Origin of the sequence: Pseudoclavibacter sp. Z016 (genome assembly GCF_002931215.1) — a bacterium.
Lineage (GTDB): Bacteria > Actinomycetota > Actinomycetes > Actinomycetales > Microbacteriaceae > Pseudoclavibacter.
This window is the reverse complement of the sequence record NZ_PSTU01000011.1, coordinates 282594-297229: the sequence shown is the minus strand read 5'-3', so window position 1 is coordinate 297229 and position 14636 is coordinate 282594. Positions and strand designations below refer to the sequence as shown.

General features: G+C 66.4%; 11 protein-coding genes. 1 reads left to right on the top strand and 10 read right to left on the bottom strand.

Annotation, left to right across the window (positions count from 1 at the left end; all coding sequences use genetic code 11):
- Positions 1-64: 64 nt before the first annotated feature.
- The 6 genes from C5B99_RS07545 to C5B99_RS07520 form a co-directional block, all read right to left on the bottom strand.
- Positions 65-1285: an IS110 family transposase gene (locus C5B99_RS07545; protein ID WP_104241159.1), complete on the bottom strand. Its 1221-nt coding sequence runs from the start codon at positions 1283-1285 to the stop codon at positions 65-67.
- Positions 1286-2247: 962 nt separating this feature from the next.
- The gene (locus C5B99_RS07540; protein WP_104241158.1) at positions 2248-2670 is read right to left on the bottom strand and encodes a cytochrome c oxidase subunit 4; all 423 of its coding nucleotides are present in this window, start codon (positions 2668-2670) and stop codon (positions 2248-2250) included.
- Positions 2667-4388 carry a cytochrome c oxidase subunit I gene (gene ctaD, locus C5B99_RS07535; protein WP_104241157.1) on the bottom strand — a complete coding sequence of 574 codons (1722 nt, stop codon included), beginning with the start codon at positions 4386-4388 and terminating at the stop codon, positions 2667-2669. The genes C5B99_RS07540 and ctaD overlap by 4 nt, the downstream gene beginning before the upstream one ends.
- A gap of 11 nt (positions 4389-4399) precedes the next feature.
- Complete coding sequence (gene coxB / locus C5B99_RS07530) at positions 4400-5353, bottom strand: cytochrome c oxidase subunit II (protein ID WP_104241156.1); 954 nt, start codon at positions 5351-5353, stop codon at positions 4400-4402.
- Positions 5354-5481: 128 nt separating this feature from the next.
- Positions 5482-5847: an iron-sulfur cluster assembly accessory protein gene (locus C5B99_RS07525; protein ID WP_104241155.1), complete on the bottom strand. Its 366-nt coding sequence runs from the start codon at positions 5845-5847 to the stop codon at positions 5482-5484.
- Positions 5848-5947: 100 nt separating this feature from the next.
- Entirely contained in the window at positions 5948-7366 is a 1419-nt protein-coding gene (locus tag C5B99_RS07520) for a dipeptidase (protein WP_104241154.1), read from the bottom strand.
- 40 nt (positions 7367-7406) lie between these two features.
- Here C5B99_RS07520 and C5B99_RS07515 point away from each other — a divergent pair, with 40 nt between their 5' ends.
- Positions 7407-7991 carry a DUF3043 domain-containing protein gene (locus tag C5B99_RS07515; RefSeq protein ID WP_181059337.1) on the top strand — a complete coding sequence of 195 codons (585 nt, stop codon included), beginning with the start codon at positions 7407-7409 and terminating at the stop codon, positions 7989-7991.
- Positions 7992-8188: 197 nt separating this feature from the next.
- Here the strand turns inward: C5B99_RS07515 and C5B99_RS07510 are convergent, their stop codons facing one another.
- The 4 genes from C5B99_RS07510 to dnaE all read right to left on the bottom strand — a co-directional run bounded on the left by C5B99_RS07510 (position 8189) and on the right by dnaE (position 14603).
- Positions 8189-9220: a quinone-dependent dihydroorotate dehydrogenase gene (locus C5B99_RS07510; protein WP_104241152.1), complete on the bottom strand. Its 1032-nt coding sequence runs from the start codon at positions 9218-9220 to the stop codon at positions 8189-8191.
- Positions 9217-9726, bottom strand: coding sequence for a transcriptional regulator NrdR (gene nrdR, locus C5B99_RS07505; protein WP_104241151.1), 510 nt, complete (start codon positions 9724-9726; stop codon positions 9217-9219). The genes C5B99_RS07510 and nrdR overlap by 4 nt, the downstream gene beginning before the upstream one ends.
- Positions 9726-11030: a histidinol dehydrogenase gene (gene hisD, locus C5B99_RS07500; RefSeq protein WP_104241150.1), complete on the bottom strand. Its 1305-nt coding sequence runs from the start codon at positions 11028-11030 to the stop codon at positions 9726-9728. Before hisD ends, nrdR begins: the two co-directional genes overlap by 1 nt.
- Before the next feature lie 63 nt (positions 11031-11093).
- Positions 11094-14603: a DNA polymerase III subunit alpha gene (gene dnaE, locus C5B99_RS07495; protein WP_104241149.1), complete on the bottom strand. Its 3510-nt coding sequence runs from the start codon at positions 14601-14603 to the stop codon at positions 11094-11096.
- Positions 14604-14636 lie beyond the last annotated feature (33 nt).

Genomic DNA, 14636 nt, shown 5'->3' with positions numbered 1-14636 from the left:
GTCCGCTGATGCGGAATGACAGCCCCTCTTGTCGTCGGCGGTCCCTCATGCGAGGGGGGTGTCCCTATGGTTCTTGGCAAGCGGCAAGGGCTAGGGGTGGTTGGTAGATGGTGCCGTCGCGGAGCATTGCGTAGAGGACGTCGCATCGTCGTCTCGCGAGGGCAATGAGTGCTTGGTTGTGACGTTTGCCTTGCGCTCGTTTCCGGTCGTAGTAGGACCGCGAAACTGGGTCTCTGAGCGCTGCGAAGGCTGACAGGAACAAGGCCCGTTGCAGGATCTTGTTCCCGCGCCGGGAAGCGTGCTCGCCTCGGATCGAGGACCCGGAGCGTCTCGTGACGGGCGCGAGCCCGGCGTAAGACGCGAGGTGTCCGGCTGACGCGAACGACTTCCCGGCGACTTCGGTGAGGAGCCTTGCTGCGGTCCTGTCGCCGACTCCCGGCATGCTCGTCAGGACCGGCTGAAGAGGGTGCGCGTCGACGAGCCGCTCAACCTCGACCGCGATCTCCGCCCGCTGCGTGCGGAGGTCCTCGAGCTGCTTCGCGAGGCGCGGCAGGACGAGGCTCGCGGCGTTCGTGCCGACAACCACGACCGTCTGCTCGGAGAGCGCCTGCATGATCTCGGCCGCGAGGGGCTTGCCCATGCGCGGCGCGAGCTTCACGAGCCGGCTGGCGAGACGCGCAGGTCCCATTTTCGCGAGATCCGCTGGCGCGGGATGACGTTGCAGGAGATCAACGACCGCGGGGTGATCGAGATGCGGACCCAGGACCCGCTCAAGCGCGGGATGGATCTGTGTGAGCAGACCTCGGATGCGGTTGCTCGTCGCGGTCACTTGCCCCGTGAGATCGTCATCGAAGCCGCAGAGCATGCTCAGCTCCGCGACCTGCTCGTCCGCGAGCTGAATCGACCGGAGGGCGTGCGGGAGCGAGCGCGCAGCCTCCGCGATGATCGCGGCGTCTCTCGCGTCCGTTTTGGCTTCTCCCGCGTGGAGGTCCGCGATGCGGCGCATCGCGAGCCCGGGCAGGTAGCCGACCAGGACGCCCGCGGCTTGCGCGACCGCGATCGGCAGCGCGCCGATCGTGGCCGGCTGATCGACCACGAACAGCAGCGTCCCGTGGCCCTTCAAACCATCGATGAGCGCGCGCAGCTTGCCTTCGTCGTTGGGCAGCGCCTTGTCGAACAAGCGCTCCCCGGCGCAGTCGATCGCGACCGCGTGATGCTCACCTTTGCCGACATCGACACCTATGAACACGTCGACGCTGTCGTGCCCGATGATGCTTGTTTCCATCGGCCCTTCCCGTTCCGAACTCGGTTGCAGTGTTGGCCGAACCAAGAAGCGGCGGAGCTCGACATCCACGTTACGAACGACACTCGGACGAGTCCGGGCCCTGTCCCTATCAGCGATTCCCCTGCCGCCAAACCAGGCTCGGTGACAACACCCCCCAGATCATCAACGACAGGGGGCAGGAATCATGCCGAGCCCGGGATGGCCAACACCCTCCAAGGATCCCTCCTCAACCGGGTAGGAAGAAAGTAACGGGGCAGCGGCGACCGGCTCCCCGTGGAGTCAGGAGCGGAGACCGCGCAGCCAGTCCCCCAGTCCTCCACTCCCCCAGCCCGCCAGCCGAGGACGCTCGGCCGAGACGGGATCTCGCCGAGCGCTGTGGCTTCTCGCCCTCGGGAGCCCACACGTGATTGGCCGGCACGCGGAGTCGCGCGAGGGCACAGAGACCCCAAAAGCCACCGGCACGAGCAGGGGCGGCTGCGTTGCCGATCCCCGCGAGGTCCACCACCAGTCGAGGTGGTGTCCGGTCACGGTGCCAACGGCACAGAGACTCCCGCACGGGCTCCACAGCCCACTGTCGCGGCCCCATGGACGTGAGACGGGAGGGAGCTCGCCGTTTCCACTGCACTGCCCACGCTTGGCGCGCACCGAATGCAGGCGGGTAGGGGTCGGACTCAAGAAAGCGGCGCTCTTGCTCCGCCCGCGTCCGAGCGGGCTCCGAACGTGCGGGCATCCGGTAGAGGCAGAGGCAGAGGCAGAGTCCTCACGGCCCGAGGTGCGCGTGCTCCCTCAGCGCGCTCTGGAACCCTCAGGTCCTCTCCGGGTGCACGAACACGCACCCTCGACTCAGGGAGCGCCACAGGGGCACGTGGGGGCTACCAGAGTGGCGCCGAGCCTCGTCGGCGGAGAACGGCAAAAGGCCCGACCCTCTTGCGAGGGACGGGCCGGAAGCCTGCAGACGACGCCTAGTGGGCGTAGCGTCCGCGGTAGTACTCGAACACCCAGCCGACGATGGCGATGATGAACAGCGGCGCCGCGAAGTACGCGAACCACCATCCGCCGATCGACAGGCCGAGGAAGATCAGCCCGACGGCAAGGGCCAGCACGAACGGCCACCAGCTCTGCGGCGGGAAGAAGCCGAGCTCAGGATCAGCGTCAGCGATCTCGCCGTCGAGCCTGTCCTCGGGAAGGACGTGCACTCGGAACGGCTTCGCCGAGCTGCCGAGATAGAACGCGACGAAGGCCACGAAGATGCCGGACAGCGCCAGTGCGACGATGCCAACCCACTCGTAGTGGCCGAGGGCCGCATGAGTCCAGAGGGTGTAGACGACGGTCACGACCGCGTAGAAGACGGCAAGGACCCAGAGGAGGCGTGCTGAGGTCTTCATTCTCGTTCTCCGATCTTGTCGTTGACTGGCGTCAGGTCGCGGTAGCCGTGCGGTGCGACCTCGGGGTGGTTGAGATCGAACGCCGGACGCTCCGAGCGGATGCGCGGGATGGACGTGAAGTTGTGACGCGGCGGCGGGCAGCTGGTCGCCCACTCGAGCGAGGAGCCGTAGCCCCACGGGTCGTCGACGGTCACCTTCGGTGCGTTGCGGGCCGTGATGAAGACGTTCAGGAAGAACGGCAGCAGCGAGATCGCGAGCACGAAGGCGCCGAACGTCGAGAGCTGGTTCATCCACGTGAAGTTGTCTTCGGGCTGGTACGTCGCGTAACGACGCGGCATGCCCATGACGCCGAGCCAGTGCTGGATGAGGAACGTCATGTGGAAGCCGATGAACAGCAACCAGAACTGGATCTTGCCGAGGCGCTCGTTGAGCATCTTCCCCGTCCACTTCGGCCACCAGAAGAAGAAGCCGGCGAACATTGCGAAGACGATCGTTCCGAAGATCACGTAGTGGAAGTGAGCCACGACGAAGTACGTGTCAGACACGTGGAAGTCGAGCATCGGCGAGGCCAGGATGACACCCGTCAAGCCACCGAAGACGAAGGTGACGAGGAAGCCGAGCGAGAACAGCATGGGCGTCTCGAACGTGACCGAGCCACGCCAGAGCGTTCCCAGCCAGTTGAAGATCTTCACACCGGTCGGCACCGCGATGAGCATCGTCATGAGCGCGAAGAACGGGAGGAGCACGGTGCCCGTCACGTACATGTGGTGAGCCCACACGGAGGCGGAGAGCGCCGCGATGGCGATCGTCGCGTACACGAGGGTCTTGTAGCCGAAGATCGGTTTTCGGCTGAAGGCCGGGAAGATCTCGGACACGATCCCGAAGAACGGCAGCGCGAGGACGTAGACCTCCGGGTGGCCGAAGAACCAGAACAGGTGCTGGTAGAGGATCGCTCCCCCGGCCTCGACGTCGTAGATGTGCGTCAGGAACACGCGGTCCATGAGCAGGCCGAACCAGGCAGCCGCGAGAACTGGGAACGCGAACAGCACGAGGATCGACGTGATCATCGCGTTCCAGGTGAAGATCGGCATGCGCCACATCGTCATGCCAGGTGCACGCATCGTGATGATCGTCGTGATGAAGTTCACGGCGCCGAAGATCGTCGCGAATCCTGTCGCCGCGAGCCCGGCAACCCAGAGGTTGCCTCCGACTCCCGGAGAGTAGGTCATCGTCGACAAGGGGACGTAGGCCGTCCAGCCGAAGGATGCCGCACCTCCCGGCGTGAGGAAGCCACCGACCGCGATGAGCGCGCCGAAGGTGAAGAGCCAGAAGGCGAACGCGTTCAGTCGCGGGAACGCGACGTCGGCCGTGCCGATCTGCAGGGGCACGAGCACGTTCGCGAAGCCGGAGAAGAGCGGCGTTCCGAACATGAGCAGCATGATCGTGCCGTGCATCGTGAACAGCTGGTTGTACTGCTCTTTGGTGTCGATGATCTCCATGCCCGGCTCGAAGAGCTGGGTGCGGATGACCAGTGCCATGACTCCGCCGATGCAGAACCAGACAAAGCTCGAGATCAGGTACATGTACCCGATGGTCTTGTGGTCCGTCGAGGTGATCCAGGTGACGAGGACGTTGCCCTTGCGCTCGACAGAGCGGCTCGGAGCCGTGGTCGCCTCAGAGACCGGGGTGATGCCTGGACGGTTCAGCGTTGACGTCATTTTCGTCGCCCCTATTCCGACTCGTGGTTGAACTCGGGAACATCAGTGCCCGGAAGGTTCTGGTTGCGGTTGTAGTCGTCGCCGTGGGCGCCGACGTTGCCCGCCGCGCGCAGCTCGGCGATGTAGGCGTTGTACTCGGCCTGCGAGACGACCTCGACCTGGAAGAGCATCATCGAGTGGTACTCGCCGCACAGCTCGGCGCACTTGCCCATGTAGGTGCCTTCACGTTCTGGCACGAACGACATGGTGTTGGTGTGGCCGGGGATGTTGTCGATCTTGTAGTGGAAGTCGACGACCCAGAAGGAATGGATGACGTCGCGCGACTTGATGTCGAGCGTGACGTTCGCGCCGACCGGGAGGACGAGCTTGGGCAGCGCTGCCTCGTCGATGGTTCCGGTCGCAGCTCCGCGCTCTCCGTCGACAGACGGCTCGCGGTCTTCCTGCGCCTGGATGCCCTCGTAGTAGACGCCCGAGTCATACGCGGTGTTGCTGGTCGGCAGGTAGTTGAAGTCCCATGCCCACTGCTTGCCGTAGACCTCGATCTTCACGTCCTGCTCTTCTTCGGCGAAGTTCGAGACGACAGGAGCCTCTTCTCGCACCGTGAAGGCGAAGAAGCCGGCGACGAGGATGATCGGGACCACGGTGAAGAGGATCTCGATGGGCATGTGGTAGCGCAGCTGAGCTGGCAGGCCCTTTTCGCCCTTGCGGCGGCGGTACATCACGGATGCCCAGATGATGAGCCCCCACGTGATGCCGCCCACGACAAGCAGAATGATCCAGGAGTTGACCCAGAAGTTCGTAAAGGCGTCGGAATGGTTGGTGACGCCGGGGTCACCGGGCATGTAGCCCCGTAGTTCTTGCGACGTGCAGCCAGCCAGAATCAGAATCAGGGCTGCTGCAATCGGAGCGGCGAACCACTTCACGCGGCGGGTGTCTCGCACGGCAAACCTTTCGAGGTGACGCATACAGGTTGCTGTCAGTCTAGTGGGAATCTCGCGGGCGAACGACTCGGGGCGCGCGGAGACGACGAAACGGCGCGGTCAAAGACCACGCCGTTTCGGGTGTGTCGCGGGGCGCCGCCCCGCGTGTCGGGTCAGTGGAACGAATCGCCACAGGCACAGGATCCCTGCGCGCTCGGGTTGTCGATCGTGAAGCCCTGCTTCTGGATCGTGTCTTCGAAGTCGATCTTCGCGCTGTCAAGGTAGGGGACGCTCATCGGATCGACGATGACTTCCACTCCGTCGAAGTCGACGGTCGCGTCGCCGTCGAGGATGCGCTCGTCGAAGAACAGCTGGTAGATCAGCCCGGAGCAGCCACCAGGCTGCACGGCGATGCGGAGGCGGAGCCCGCCCTCGCTCTCCTGGCCGATGAGGTTCTTGATCTTGTCGAGGGCCGCCTGCGTGAGGGTCACGGAGTGCGTGGCCTCGCTCACGGTGATGCCTTCAAGAACTGCGCTCATTGATTCTCCTCGTGCTGCTCGGCGGGACGACGTGCTCCCGCGCTCTTCACGTCGATAACGGCGTGTGAGCCAAGGATATTCCTCCCACGCACGAATCGCATCACCGGATGTCCGCGTCAGGGCGCGCGAAGCGGTGCAGGAACAGCGCCTCAGCCGAGATCGCCCGGCGGAGCACCCCGAGGTCCTGCGACTCGTTCGGGCTGTGTGCCATCGTCGCCGGATCCTCGACTCCGGTCACCAGGATCTCCGCCTCCGGGTACACCTCGGCGAGCGCCGCGATGAAGGGAATCGATCCCCCGATGCCCGTCTCCTCCGGCTGGGCGCCCCATCCGTCTTCCATCGCGGTCTTCATGAGACCGACGGCTGGTCCGGCCGTGTCGACGAGGAACGGCTGCCCCAGGTCCGGCTGGGTGATCTCGATGTGCGCCCCGAACGGCGCATGCTCGCGAAGGTGGCGCTCGATGGCCTCAAACGCGCGCGAGGCGTCGTCCCCAGGCGCGATGCGGGCGGACAGGCGCACCGAGACCGCTGGGAGGAGCGTGTTCGAGGCCTCGTCGACGCTCGGCGCGTCGATGCCCGTGATCGTGATCGCTGGCTGGTTCCAGAGCCGGTCGTGGACCGTGCCGGTGCCGATCGTGGTGACGCCCTCGAGCAGTTCCGCGTCACGGCGCACGTCGGACTCATCGCCCCCGGAGGGTCCGTCGGCACGCGAGCCGAGCCCGGTGACCGCGACGGCTCCGCGCTCGTCCCAGAGGGAGTCGAGGAGCCGGACGGTCGCGAGCATCGCATCCGGCACCGCTCCCCCCAGCATGCCGGAGTGCGAGGCGTGGCCGAGCGTTCTCACGGTCACCTTCATCGTCACGTTGCCGCGCAGCGAGACGGTCAGGCCGGGGATGCTCGTGGACGGGTTGTCGCTGTCCGCGACGATGATGGCGTCAGCGCCGAGGGCCGCCTTGTGCTTCTCGAGGAAGTCGGCGAAGCTCCGCGAGCCGTTCTCCTCCTCGCCCTCGATGAACACCGAGATGCCGATCTTGGGTCGGCCGGCTGTCGCCGCGCTGAGCGCCTCGACAGCCGCGATGTGGGCCATGACCCCTGCCTTGTCGTCGCTTGCGCCACGGCCGTAGAGGCGGCCGTCCCGCAGCGTGGGCTCGAACGGCGGGGTCCGCCAGTCGTCGGCGCTGCCCTGCGGCTGCACGTCGTGGTGCGCGTAGAGGAGAACCGTCGGCTGGCCGGGCTCCGCCGCCCGCGTTGCGATCACCGCGGGCTGCCCTGCATAACCGTCGGCGGTCTCGACGCCGTCGATGTCCACGGATTCGAACACCCCCGTCTCGCGGAGCAGCTCGGCGGTGCGCTCGGCACTGCGTCGCACGTGGACTCGGTCGAACGCATCCCAGGACACCGATGGAATGCGGACGAGCCCGGCGAGCCGCGCGATCGTGGTCGGAAAGCGGTCCTCCACAGCTCGGAGGAGGGCCTGTTCCTGGTCATGTGCATCGAGTGGGGCATCGGAGAGTGTCATAGCGGTTAGGCTAAATCACCCAGAGTTCTTGAGAGGCATCATGTCGAAGCACGAGTCCAAGAGCGCCGAGACAGTGTCGCTTCCCGCGAAGAGTCCGGCCAAGAAGCAGCAGCCGACCCCCACGAGGCGCGAGCGCGAGGCGCAGAACCTGCGTCCCCTCGTCCCCGAAGACCGCAAACAGGCCAAGCGCGAGATGCAGGCGAAGGTGCGCATCGAGCAGGCCAAGGCACGTGAGGGGCTCGCCAAGGGCGACGACCGCTACCTCCGTCCCACCGAGCGCGGCCCGCAGAAGCGCTTCATGCGCAACTACATCGATGCGCGGTACTCGATCGGTGAGCTCCTGCTCCCGATGATGTTCCTCGTCATCTTCGCCACCTTCATCCCGAGCCAGTCCGTCGGCATCTGGGCCATGAGCTTCATCTGGGCCTTCCTCGCCGTCTGCGTGCTCGAGGCCGTCATGATCGCGAACATCATCAAGCGACGCATCGCCGCGGTCGTCGGCAAGGACAAGGTCGAGAAGGGCATCATGATCGGCACGATCGCCCGGAGCCTGCAGCTTCGCGTCATGCGCATGCCGAAGTCGCAGGTCAAGCGCGGCGCGAAGATCGAGTTCACGGGCAAGTAGCCCTCGCCGGGACGGGCCTGCTCGTCTGCAGGACTCAGAAACCACAGGAACTCGACACCGCAAAAAACTCGAAGGCCCGAACGGTATTCCGCTCGGGCCTTCGCTGTTTCACAATCTAGACCTGCTCGGGGCCCAGCAGGTGTCAGCTGCCTGAGAATCGCGAAGACGGCACGATCTGCGAGCAGCGAGGCCCGGGCTCAGCGCCTCAGGCGCGCGAGCCCCCTGTTGATGCTGGCTGCCCAGCCGGGGCCGGCATAGAGGAACTCCGTGTACCCCTGCACGAGCGTCGCGCCGGCGTCGAGACGCCGCTGCACTTCGGCGGCGTCGGCGACACCTCCGACGGAGATGATGCAGAGGCGGTCCCCCGCCGTCTCTTTGACGGTGCGCAGCACCTCGAAGGAGCGTTCCGTGAGCGGGCGTCCAGAGAGGCCTCCTGCGCCGAACGCCTCGACGACCCGCGAGGATGTGCGCAGCCCCGACCTCGAGATCGTCGTGTTCGCGGCGATGACGCCAGCGAGCCCCTCGTCGATGGCCAGCTGCGTCACTTCGCGGATCTCGCCGTCCGTGAGGTCTGGTGCGATCTTGACCAGCAGCGGCACGTCTGGCGCAGCCTCACGGGCTGCCCGCAGGATGGGCGTGAGGGACTCGAGCGACTGCAGGCTGCGCAGGCCCGGCGTGTTCGGCGATGAGACGTTGACGACCAGGTAGTCGGCGACGTCCTTCACCGCCGATGCGGCTGCGGCGTAGTCGAGGTGCGCATCCTCTGCTTCGGTGGTCTTGTTCTTGCCGATGTTGACGCCGACGATGACGGTGCGGTTTCGGCGAGCCGCGATGTTCGCCGCCGCGAGCTCGGCGCCCCGGTTGTTGAAGCCCATGCGGTTGATGAGCGCGCCATCTGCGACGAGCCTGAAGAGGCGTGGGCCGGGATTCCCCGGCTGTGGGCGCGGCGTGACCGTGCCGACCTCGACGTGCCCGAAACCGAGGGCCGCAAGCCCGTCGATGTCTTCCGCGTCCTTGTCGAATCCTGCTGCGAGACCGAACGGCGATGCGAAGCGAAGTCCCATCGTCTCGACCGCCAGCGACTCGCCGGGGGCCGTGAACGTCGACGTCACCCTGGCCGGGATGCGACGCCCGAGAGTCCTGATGACGCCCGACGCGAGGGCGTGGGCACGCTCCGTGTCCATCTTCGACAGCACGTGGGTGAAGAGCAGGCGGTACGCGGCGTTCATCTGACCTCTTCCTCGATGGTGGGCTCGCCGTCGGCAGACTCCGTGGCGTACTGCGCCCTGATGCCGTCCTCGTGCATCTGCTCGATGGCGGCTCGGAAGTCATCGAGGCTAGCGAAGCCCTGGTAGACGCTCGCGAACCTCAGGTACGCGACATCGTCGAGCTCGCGCAGCGGTGGCAGGATCGCGAGCCCGATGTCGTTGGCCTCGATCTGGGATGCCCCCGTCGACCTGATGCTCTCCTCGACCCGCTGGGCCAGCAGAGCGAGATCGGTGTCGGTGACAGGCCTCCCCTGGCATGCCTTGCGCACGCCGGCGACAACCTTGTCTCTCGAGAAGGACTCGACGACGCCATTGCGCTTGATCACCGCGAGGCTCGCCGTCTCGGTCGTCGAGAAACGGCGACCGCATTCGGGGCACTGCCGCCTGCGACGGATCGCGAAGCCGTCGTCGCTGGTCCGCGAGTCGATGACCCTCGAGTCGGGGTGCCGGCAGAATGGGCAATGCATCAGCTGAACCTCGCCGTCACTGCTTCGCCGTGCGCGGGCAGGTCCTCAGCTTCGGCGAGCGCCACGACGTGGCCGCTCACCGTCCGCAGGGCCTCTCGGTCATAGCGGATGACCTGCTGCGGCCGCAGGAACGTGTGTGCCCCGAGGCCGGGCGTGTGGGCGGCCTGCCCTCCCGTCGGGAGCACGTGGTTCGACCCAGCGAGGTAGTCGCCGAGGCTCACGGGCGAGTTCGCCCCCATGAAGATCGCACCGGCGTTGTGGAGCGTCGCGAGCACGGCCTCCGGCTCACGGGTCTGCACTTCGAGGTGCTCGGGTGCGTACGCGTTCGAGACCACGGCCCCCGCGGCGAGGTCGTCGACGAGGATGAGCGCGGACTGGCGTCCGCCGAGCGAGGTGCGGACCCGTTCGGCGTGCTTCGTGGACGCGGCTCTGGCGGCGACACGCTCGAGCACTCGTTCGGCCCACTCGGGGTCCGGCGTGACGAGGAGGGCCGAGGCGAGTTCGTCGTGCTCGGCCTGGCTGACGAGGTCGGCGGCGACGTGGTCGGGATCCGCCGAGTCGTCCGCGAGCACGAGGATCTCGGTGGGTCCGGCCTCGGAGTCGATGCCCACGAACGACTGCACGATGCGCTTCGCAGCCGCCACGTAGACGTTGCCAGGGCCCGTGATGACCTCGACGGGCTCGAGGCCGATGTCCGGGACGCCGTGTGCCAGCGCACCGATCGCGCCGGCCCCGCCCATGGCGTAGACCTCCGTGATGCCGAGCAGGCCAGCCGCACCGAGGATCGTCGGGTGGACGCTCCCGCCGAATTCGCGCTGAGGCGGCGACGCGATGGCGATGGATCTCACCCCGGCGGCCGCGGCCGCGCAGACGTTCATGACGACGCTCGACGGATACACGGCCTTGCCGCCTGGCACGTACAGGCCCACTCGGGCGACGGGGTGCCAGCGGAGCTCGACGATGGCGCCGTCGCCGAGCGTCGTCACACGCGGCGCGGGGACCTGGGCCGCGGATCCGGCTCGAACCCGCTCGATCATGGCTTCCAGGCCAGCGCGAACCCGAGGGTCGAGGCCAGCCGTCGCTTCGTCGATGGCCTCCTGAGGTACCCGCAGATGGGGTGGCTCGACGCCGTCGAGTCGAAGGGCCTGCTCCCGGAGGGCGGCGCCGCCCTCGTCACGGACCGCGGAGATGAGCTCCGCTGCGGTGCCGAGGGCGCGCGTCACGTCGAGCTCGGCACGAGGGAGGATGTTCCGAAGCTCGGAGGCGCTGAGCGCAGAACCACGCAGATCGATGAGTTGCATCATGGTTTCTCCATCGTAGTCAGGCAGGAGGGAGTGCCGTCGCGACAGCAACGGCCGAGGTGGGCGCTACTCCAGGCAGCTCGGCCCGAGGAGCGCCTTGAGCTCCCCGTAGAGGTCCTGCGTGATGCGCACGCGGTGCGGCAGCTCGAAGCGGCGGATGACACCGGGAGTTCGCAGCCTGAGCCGCACCTCGCTCTCGCCCGAGTGCCGCCGCAGCACCTTGCCGAGCGCATCCACGACGGGCTCGGTGGCGCGCGTGTCCGGGATCGTGAGCGTCAGGGTGCCGGCGTCCTCGGCCGCGGAGATCTTCGGCAGGGTCAGACCCTGCGCGTGGAGGTTCATGCCGTCGTCTCTCTTCGAGACACGGCCCTTGACGGCCACGATCACGTCGCCCTGGAGCTGCGTCTGGAACTCCTGGTAGGTCTTGCCCATGAACATCACGGTCATGGTGCCGCCGAAGTCCTCGACCTCGATCATGCCGTATGGGTTGCCCGAGTTGCGGGCGACCCGGTGCTGCACACTCGTGATGAGGCCAGCGATCGTCACCTGGGAGCCGTCTTCCAGGTTCTCGGCCTGCGTGAGGTCGAGGATGCTCGTCGTCGCGAGCTTCGCGAGGTCGCGCTCGAGACCCGCGAGCGGATGGTCGGACACATAGAGCCCGAGCATGTCGCGCTCGAAGGCGAGCTTGTCTCTGCGGTTGAACTCGGGGCGGACGGGAACGTCGTCCTCCTCCGCCTCGAACTCGTCGAGTCCTGCGAACAGGTCGACCTGGCCGTGCGCCTCGTTCCGCTTCCGCGAGACCGCGACGTCGATGGCGTTCTCGTGGACCTCGACGAGCGCGCGGCGGGTGTTGCCGAGCGAGTCGAACGCGCCCGCCTTGATGAGCGACTCGACGGTGCGCTTGTTCGCCACCGTCGTCGGCACCTTCTTCAGGAAGTCGTGGAAGGACGTGAATGCCGTCTTCGACTCCCTGGCCTTCTGGATCTCCTCGACCACGTTCGCGCCCACGTTGCGGACGGCGCCGAGGCCGAAGCGGATGTCCTCGCCGACCGCCGAGAAGTTGACGAAGGACTCGTTGACGTCCGGTGCGAGCACGGTGATGCCCATGCGGCGGCATTCGTTGAGGTACATCGCGAGCTTGTCGCGGGAGTCGCCGACGCTGGTGAGGAGGGCGGCCATGTACTCAGCCGGGTAGTGCGCCTTGAGGTAGGCGGTCCAATAGGAGACCACGCCGTAGGCCGCGGAGTGCGCCTTGTTGAAGGCGTAGTCGGAGAAGGGCAGCAGGATGTCCCAGAGCATCTTGACCGCTTCGTCGGAGAAGCCGTTCGCGTGCATGCCGCCCTGGAAGCCAGCGAACTGCTTGTCCAGCTCCGACTTCTTCTTCTTGCCCATCGCTCGACGCAGGATGTCTGCCTGGCCGAGGGAGAACCCCGCGACCTTCTGCGCGATGGCCATGACCTGCTCCTGATAGATGATCAGGCCGTAGCTGGTGGAGAGGATCTCCTTGAGGGGCTCCTCGAGCTGCGGGTGGATCGGCGTGATCTCCTGCTCGCCGTTCTTGCGCAGCGCGTAGTTGATGTGCGAGTTCGCGCCCATGGGGCCCGGGCGGTACAGCGCGATGACGGCCGAGATGTCCTCGAAGTTGTCGGGCTTGAGCAGACGCAGGAGCGATCGCATCGGGCCACCGTCGAGCTGGAACACGCCGAGCGTGTCTCCGCGGGTCAGCAGCTCGTAGGCGCCGACGTCGTCGAGTTCGAGATCTTCCAGAACGAGGTCGATGTCGCGGTTCGCCTTGATGTTGACCAGCGCGTCGCTCACGATCGTGAGGTTGCGCAGGCCGAGGAAGTCCATCTTGATCAGACCGAGGGACTCGCTCGCCGGGTAGTCGAACTGCGTGACGATCTGGCCGTCCTGCTCCCGCTTCATGATCGGGATGATGTCGATCAGCGGATCGCTCGACATGATCACGCCAGCCGCGTGCACGCCCCACTGGCGCTTGAGGTTCTCGAGGCCACTCGCCGTGTCGAAGACCTTCTTCGCGTCCGGGTTGCTCTCGATGAAGGCGCGCATCTCGGAAGCCTCCGAGTAGCGCTTGTGCTCCTTGTCGAAGATGCCGCTGAGCGGGATGTCCTTGCCCATGACGGCCGCCGGCATCGCCTTCGTGAGCTGGTCGCCCATGGAGAACGGGTAGCCGAGCACGCGCGACGCGTCCTTCAGGGCCTGCTTCGCCTTGATGGTGCCGTACGTCACGATCTGCGCGACGCGCTCCGAGCCGTACTTCTCGGTGACGTACTTGATGACCTCGGACCTGCGGCGATCATCGAAGTCGACGTCGAAGTCGGGCATGGAGACGCGGTCGGGGTTGAGGAAGCGCTCGAAGATGAGGCCGTGGCGCAGCGGGTCGAGGTCGGTGATGCCCATCGCGTAGGCGGCCATGGACCCAGCACCGGATCCACGGCCGGGGCCGACGCGGATGCCGTTGTCCTTCGCCCAGTTGATGAAGTCGGCGACGACGAGGAAGTAGCCGGGGAAGCCCATCTGGTTGATGACGCCGATCTCGTAGTCGGCCTGCTTGCGCACGTCGCTCGGGATCCCACCCGGGTAGCGCTTGCCGAGGCCGGTGTCGACCTCCTTGATGAACCAGCTGCTCTCCGTCTCTCCCTCTGGCACGGGGAAGCGCGGCATGTAGTTGGCGCTCTCGTCGAACTCCGCGGAGCAGCGCTCGGCGATGAGCAGCGTGTTGTCGCACGCTTCAGGGTGGTCGCGGAAGATGGCGCGCATCTCGGCGGCCGACTTGAGGTAGTACCCCGTGCCGGAGAACTGGAAGCGGTTCGGGTCGTCCATGGTCGACCCGGACTGGACGCAGAGGAGCGCAGAGTGGCTGTCGGCATCGTGCGAGTGCGTGTAGTGGAGGTCGTTCGTCGCGACCAGCGGAAGGCCGAGGTCCTTCGCGAGCTTGAGCAGGTCGGGCATGACGCGGCGCTCGATGTCGATGCCGTGGTCCATGATCTCGCAGAAGTAGTTCTCCGCGCCGAAGATGTCTCGGAACTCCGCGGCGGCGGCGCGAGCTTCGTTGTACTGCCCGAGCCGCAGCCTCGTCTGCACCTCGCCGGAGGGGCATCCGGTCGTCGCGATGAGGCCCTTCGAGTACGTGTTGAGCAGCTCGCGGTCCATGCGCGGCTTGAAGTAGTACCCCTCCATGGACGCGCGGCTCGAGAGCCGGAAGAGGTTGTGCATGCCCTGCGTCGTCTCGCTGAGCATCGTGATGTGCGTGTAGGCACCGGAACCGGAGACGTCGTCTCCCCCGCCGTTGCCCCACTTCACCCGAGTCCGGTCGCCGCGGTGCGTCCCCGGCGTCAGATAGGCCTCCGTGCCGATGATCGGCTTGATGCCGTGCTCCTTGGCTGCCTTCGCGAACTCGTAGGCGCCGAACACGTTGCCGTGGTCGGTCATCGCCACCGCGGGCATGCCCTGCTCGACAGCGGCCTTCATGAGCTCGCCGATCCGGGCTGCACCGTCGAGCATCGAGTACTCGCTGTGGACGTGGAGGTGGGCGAACGAGTCTGCTGAAGGCAATGTCTCTCCGGGAAGAAGGGTGGATCGGCGCAC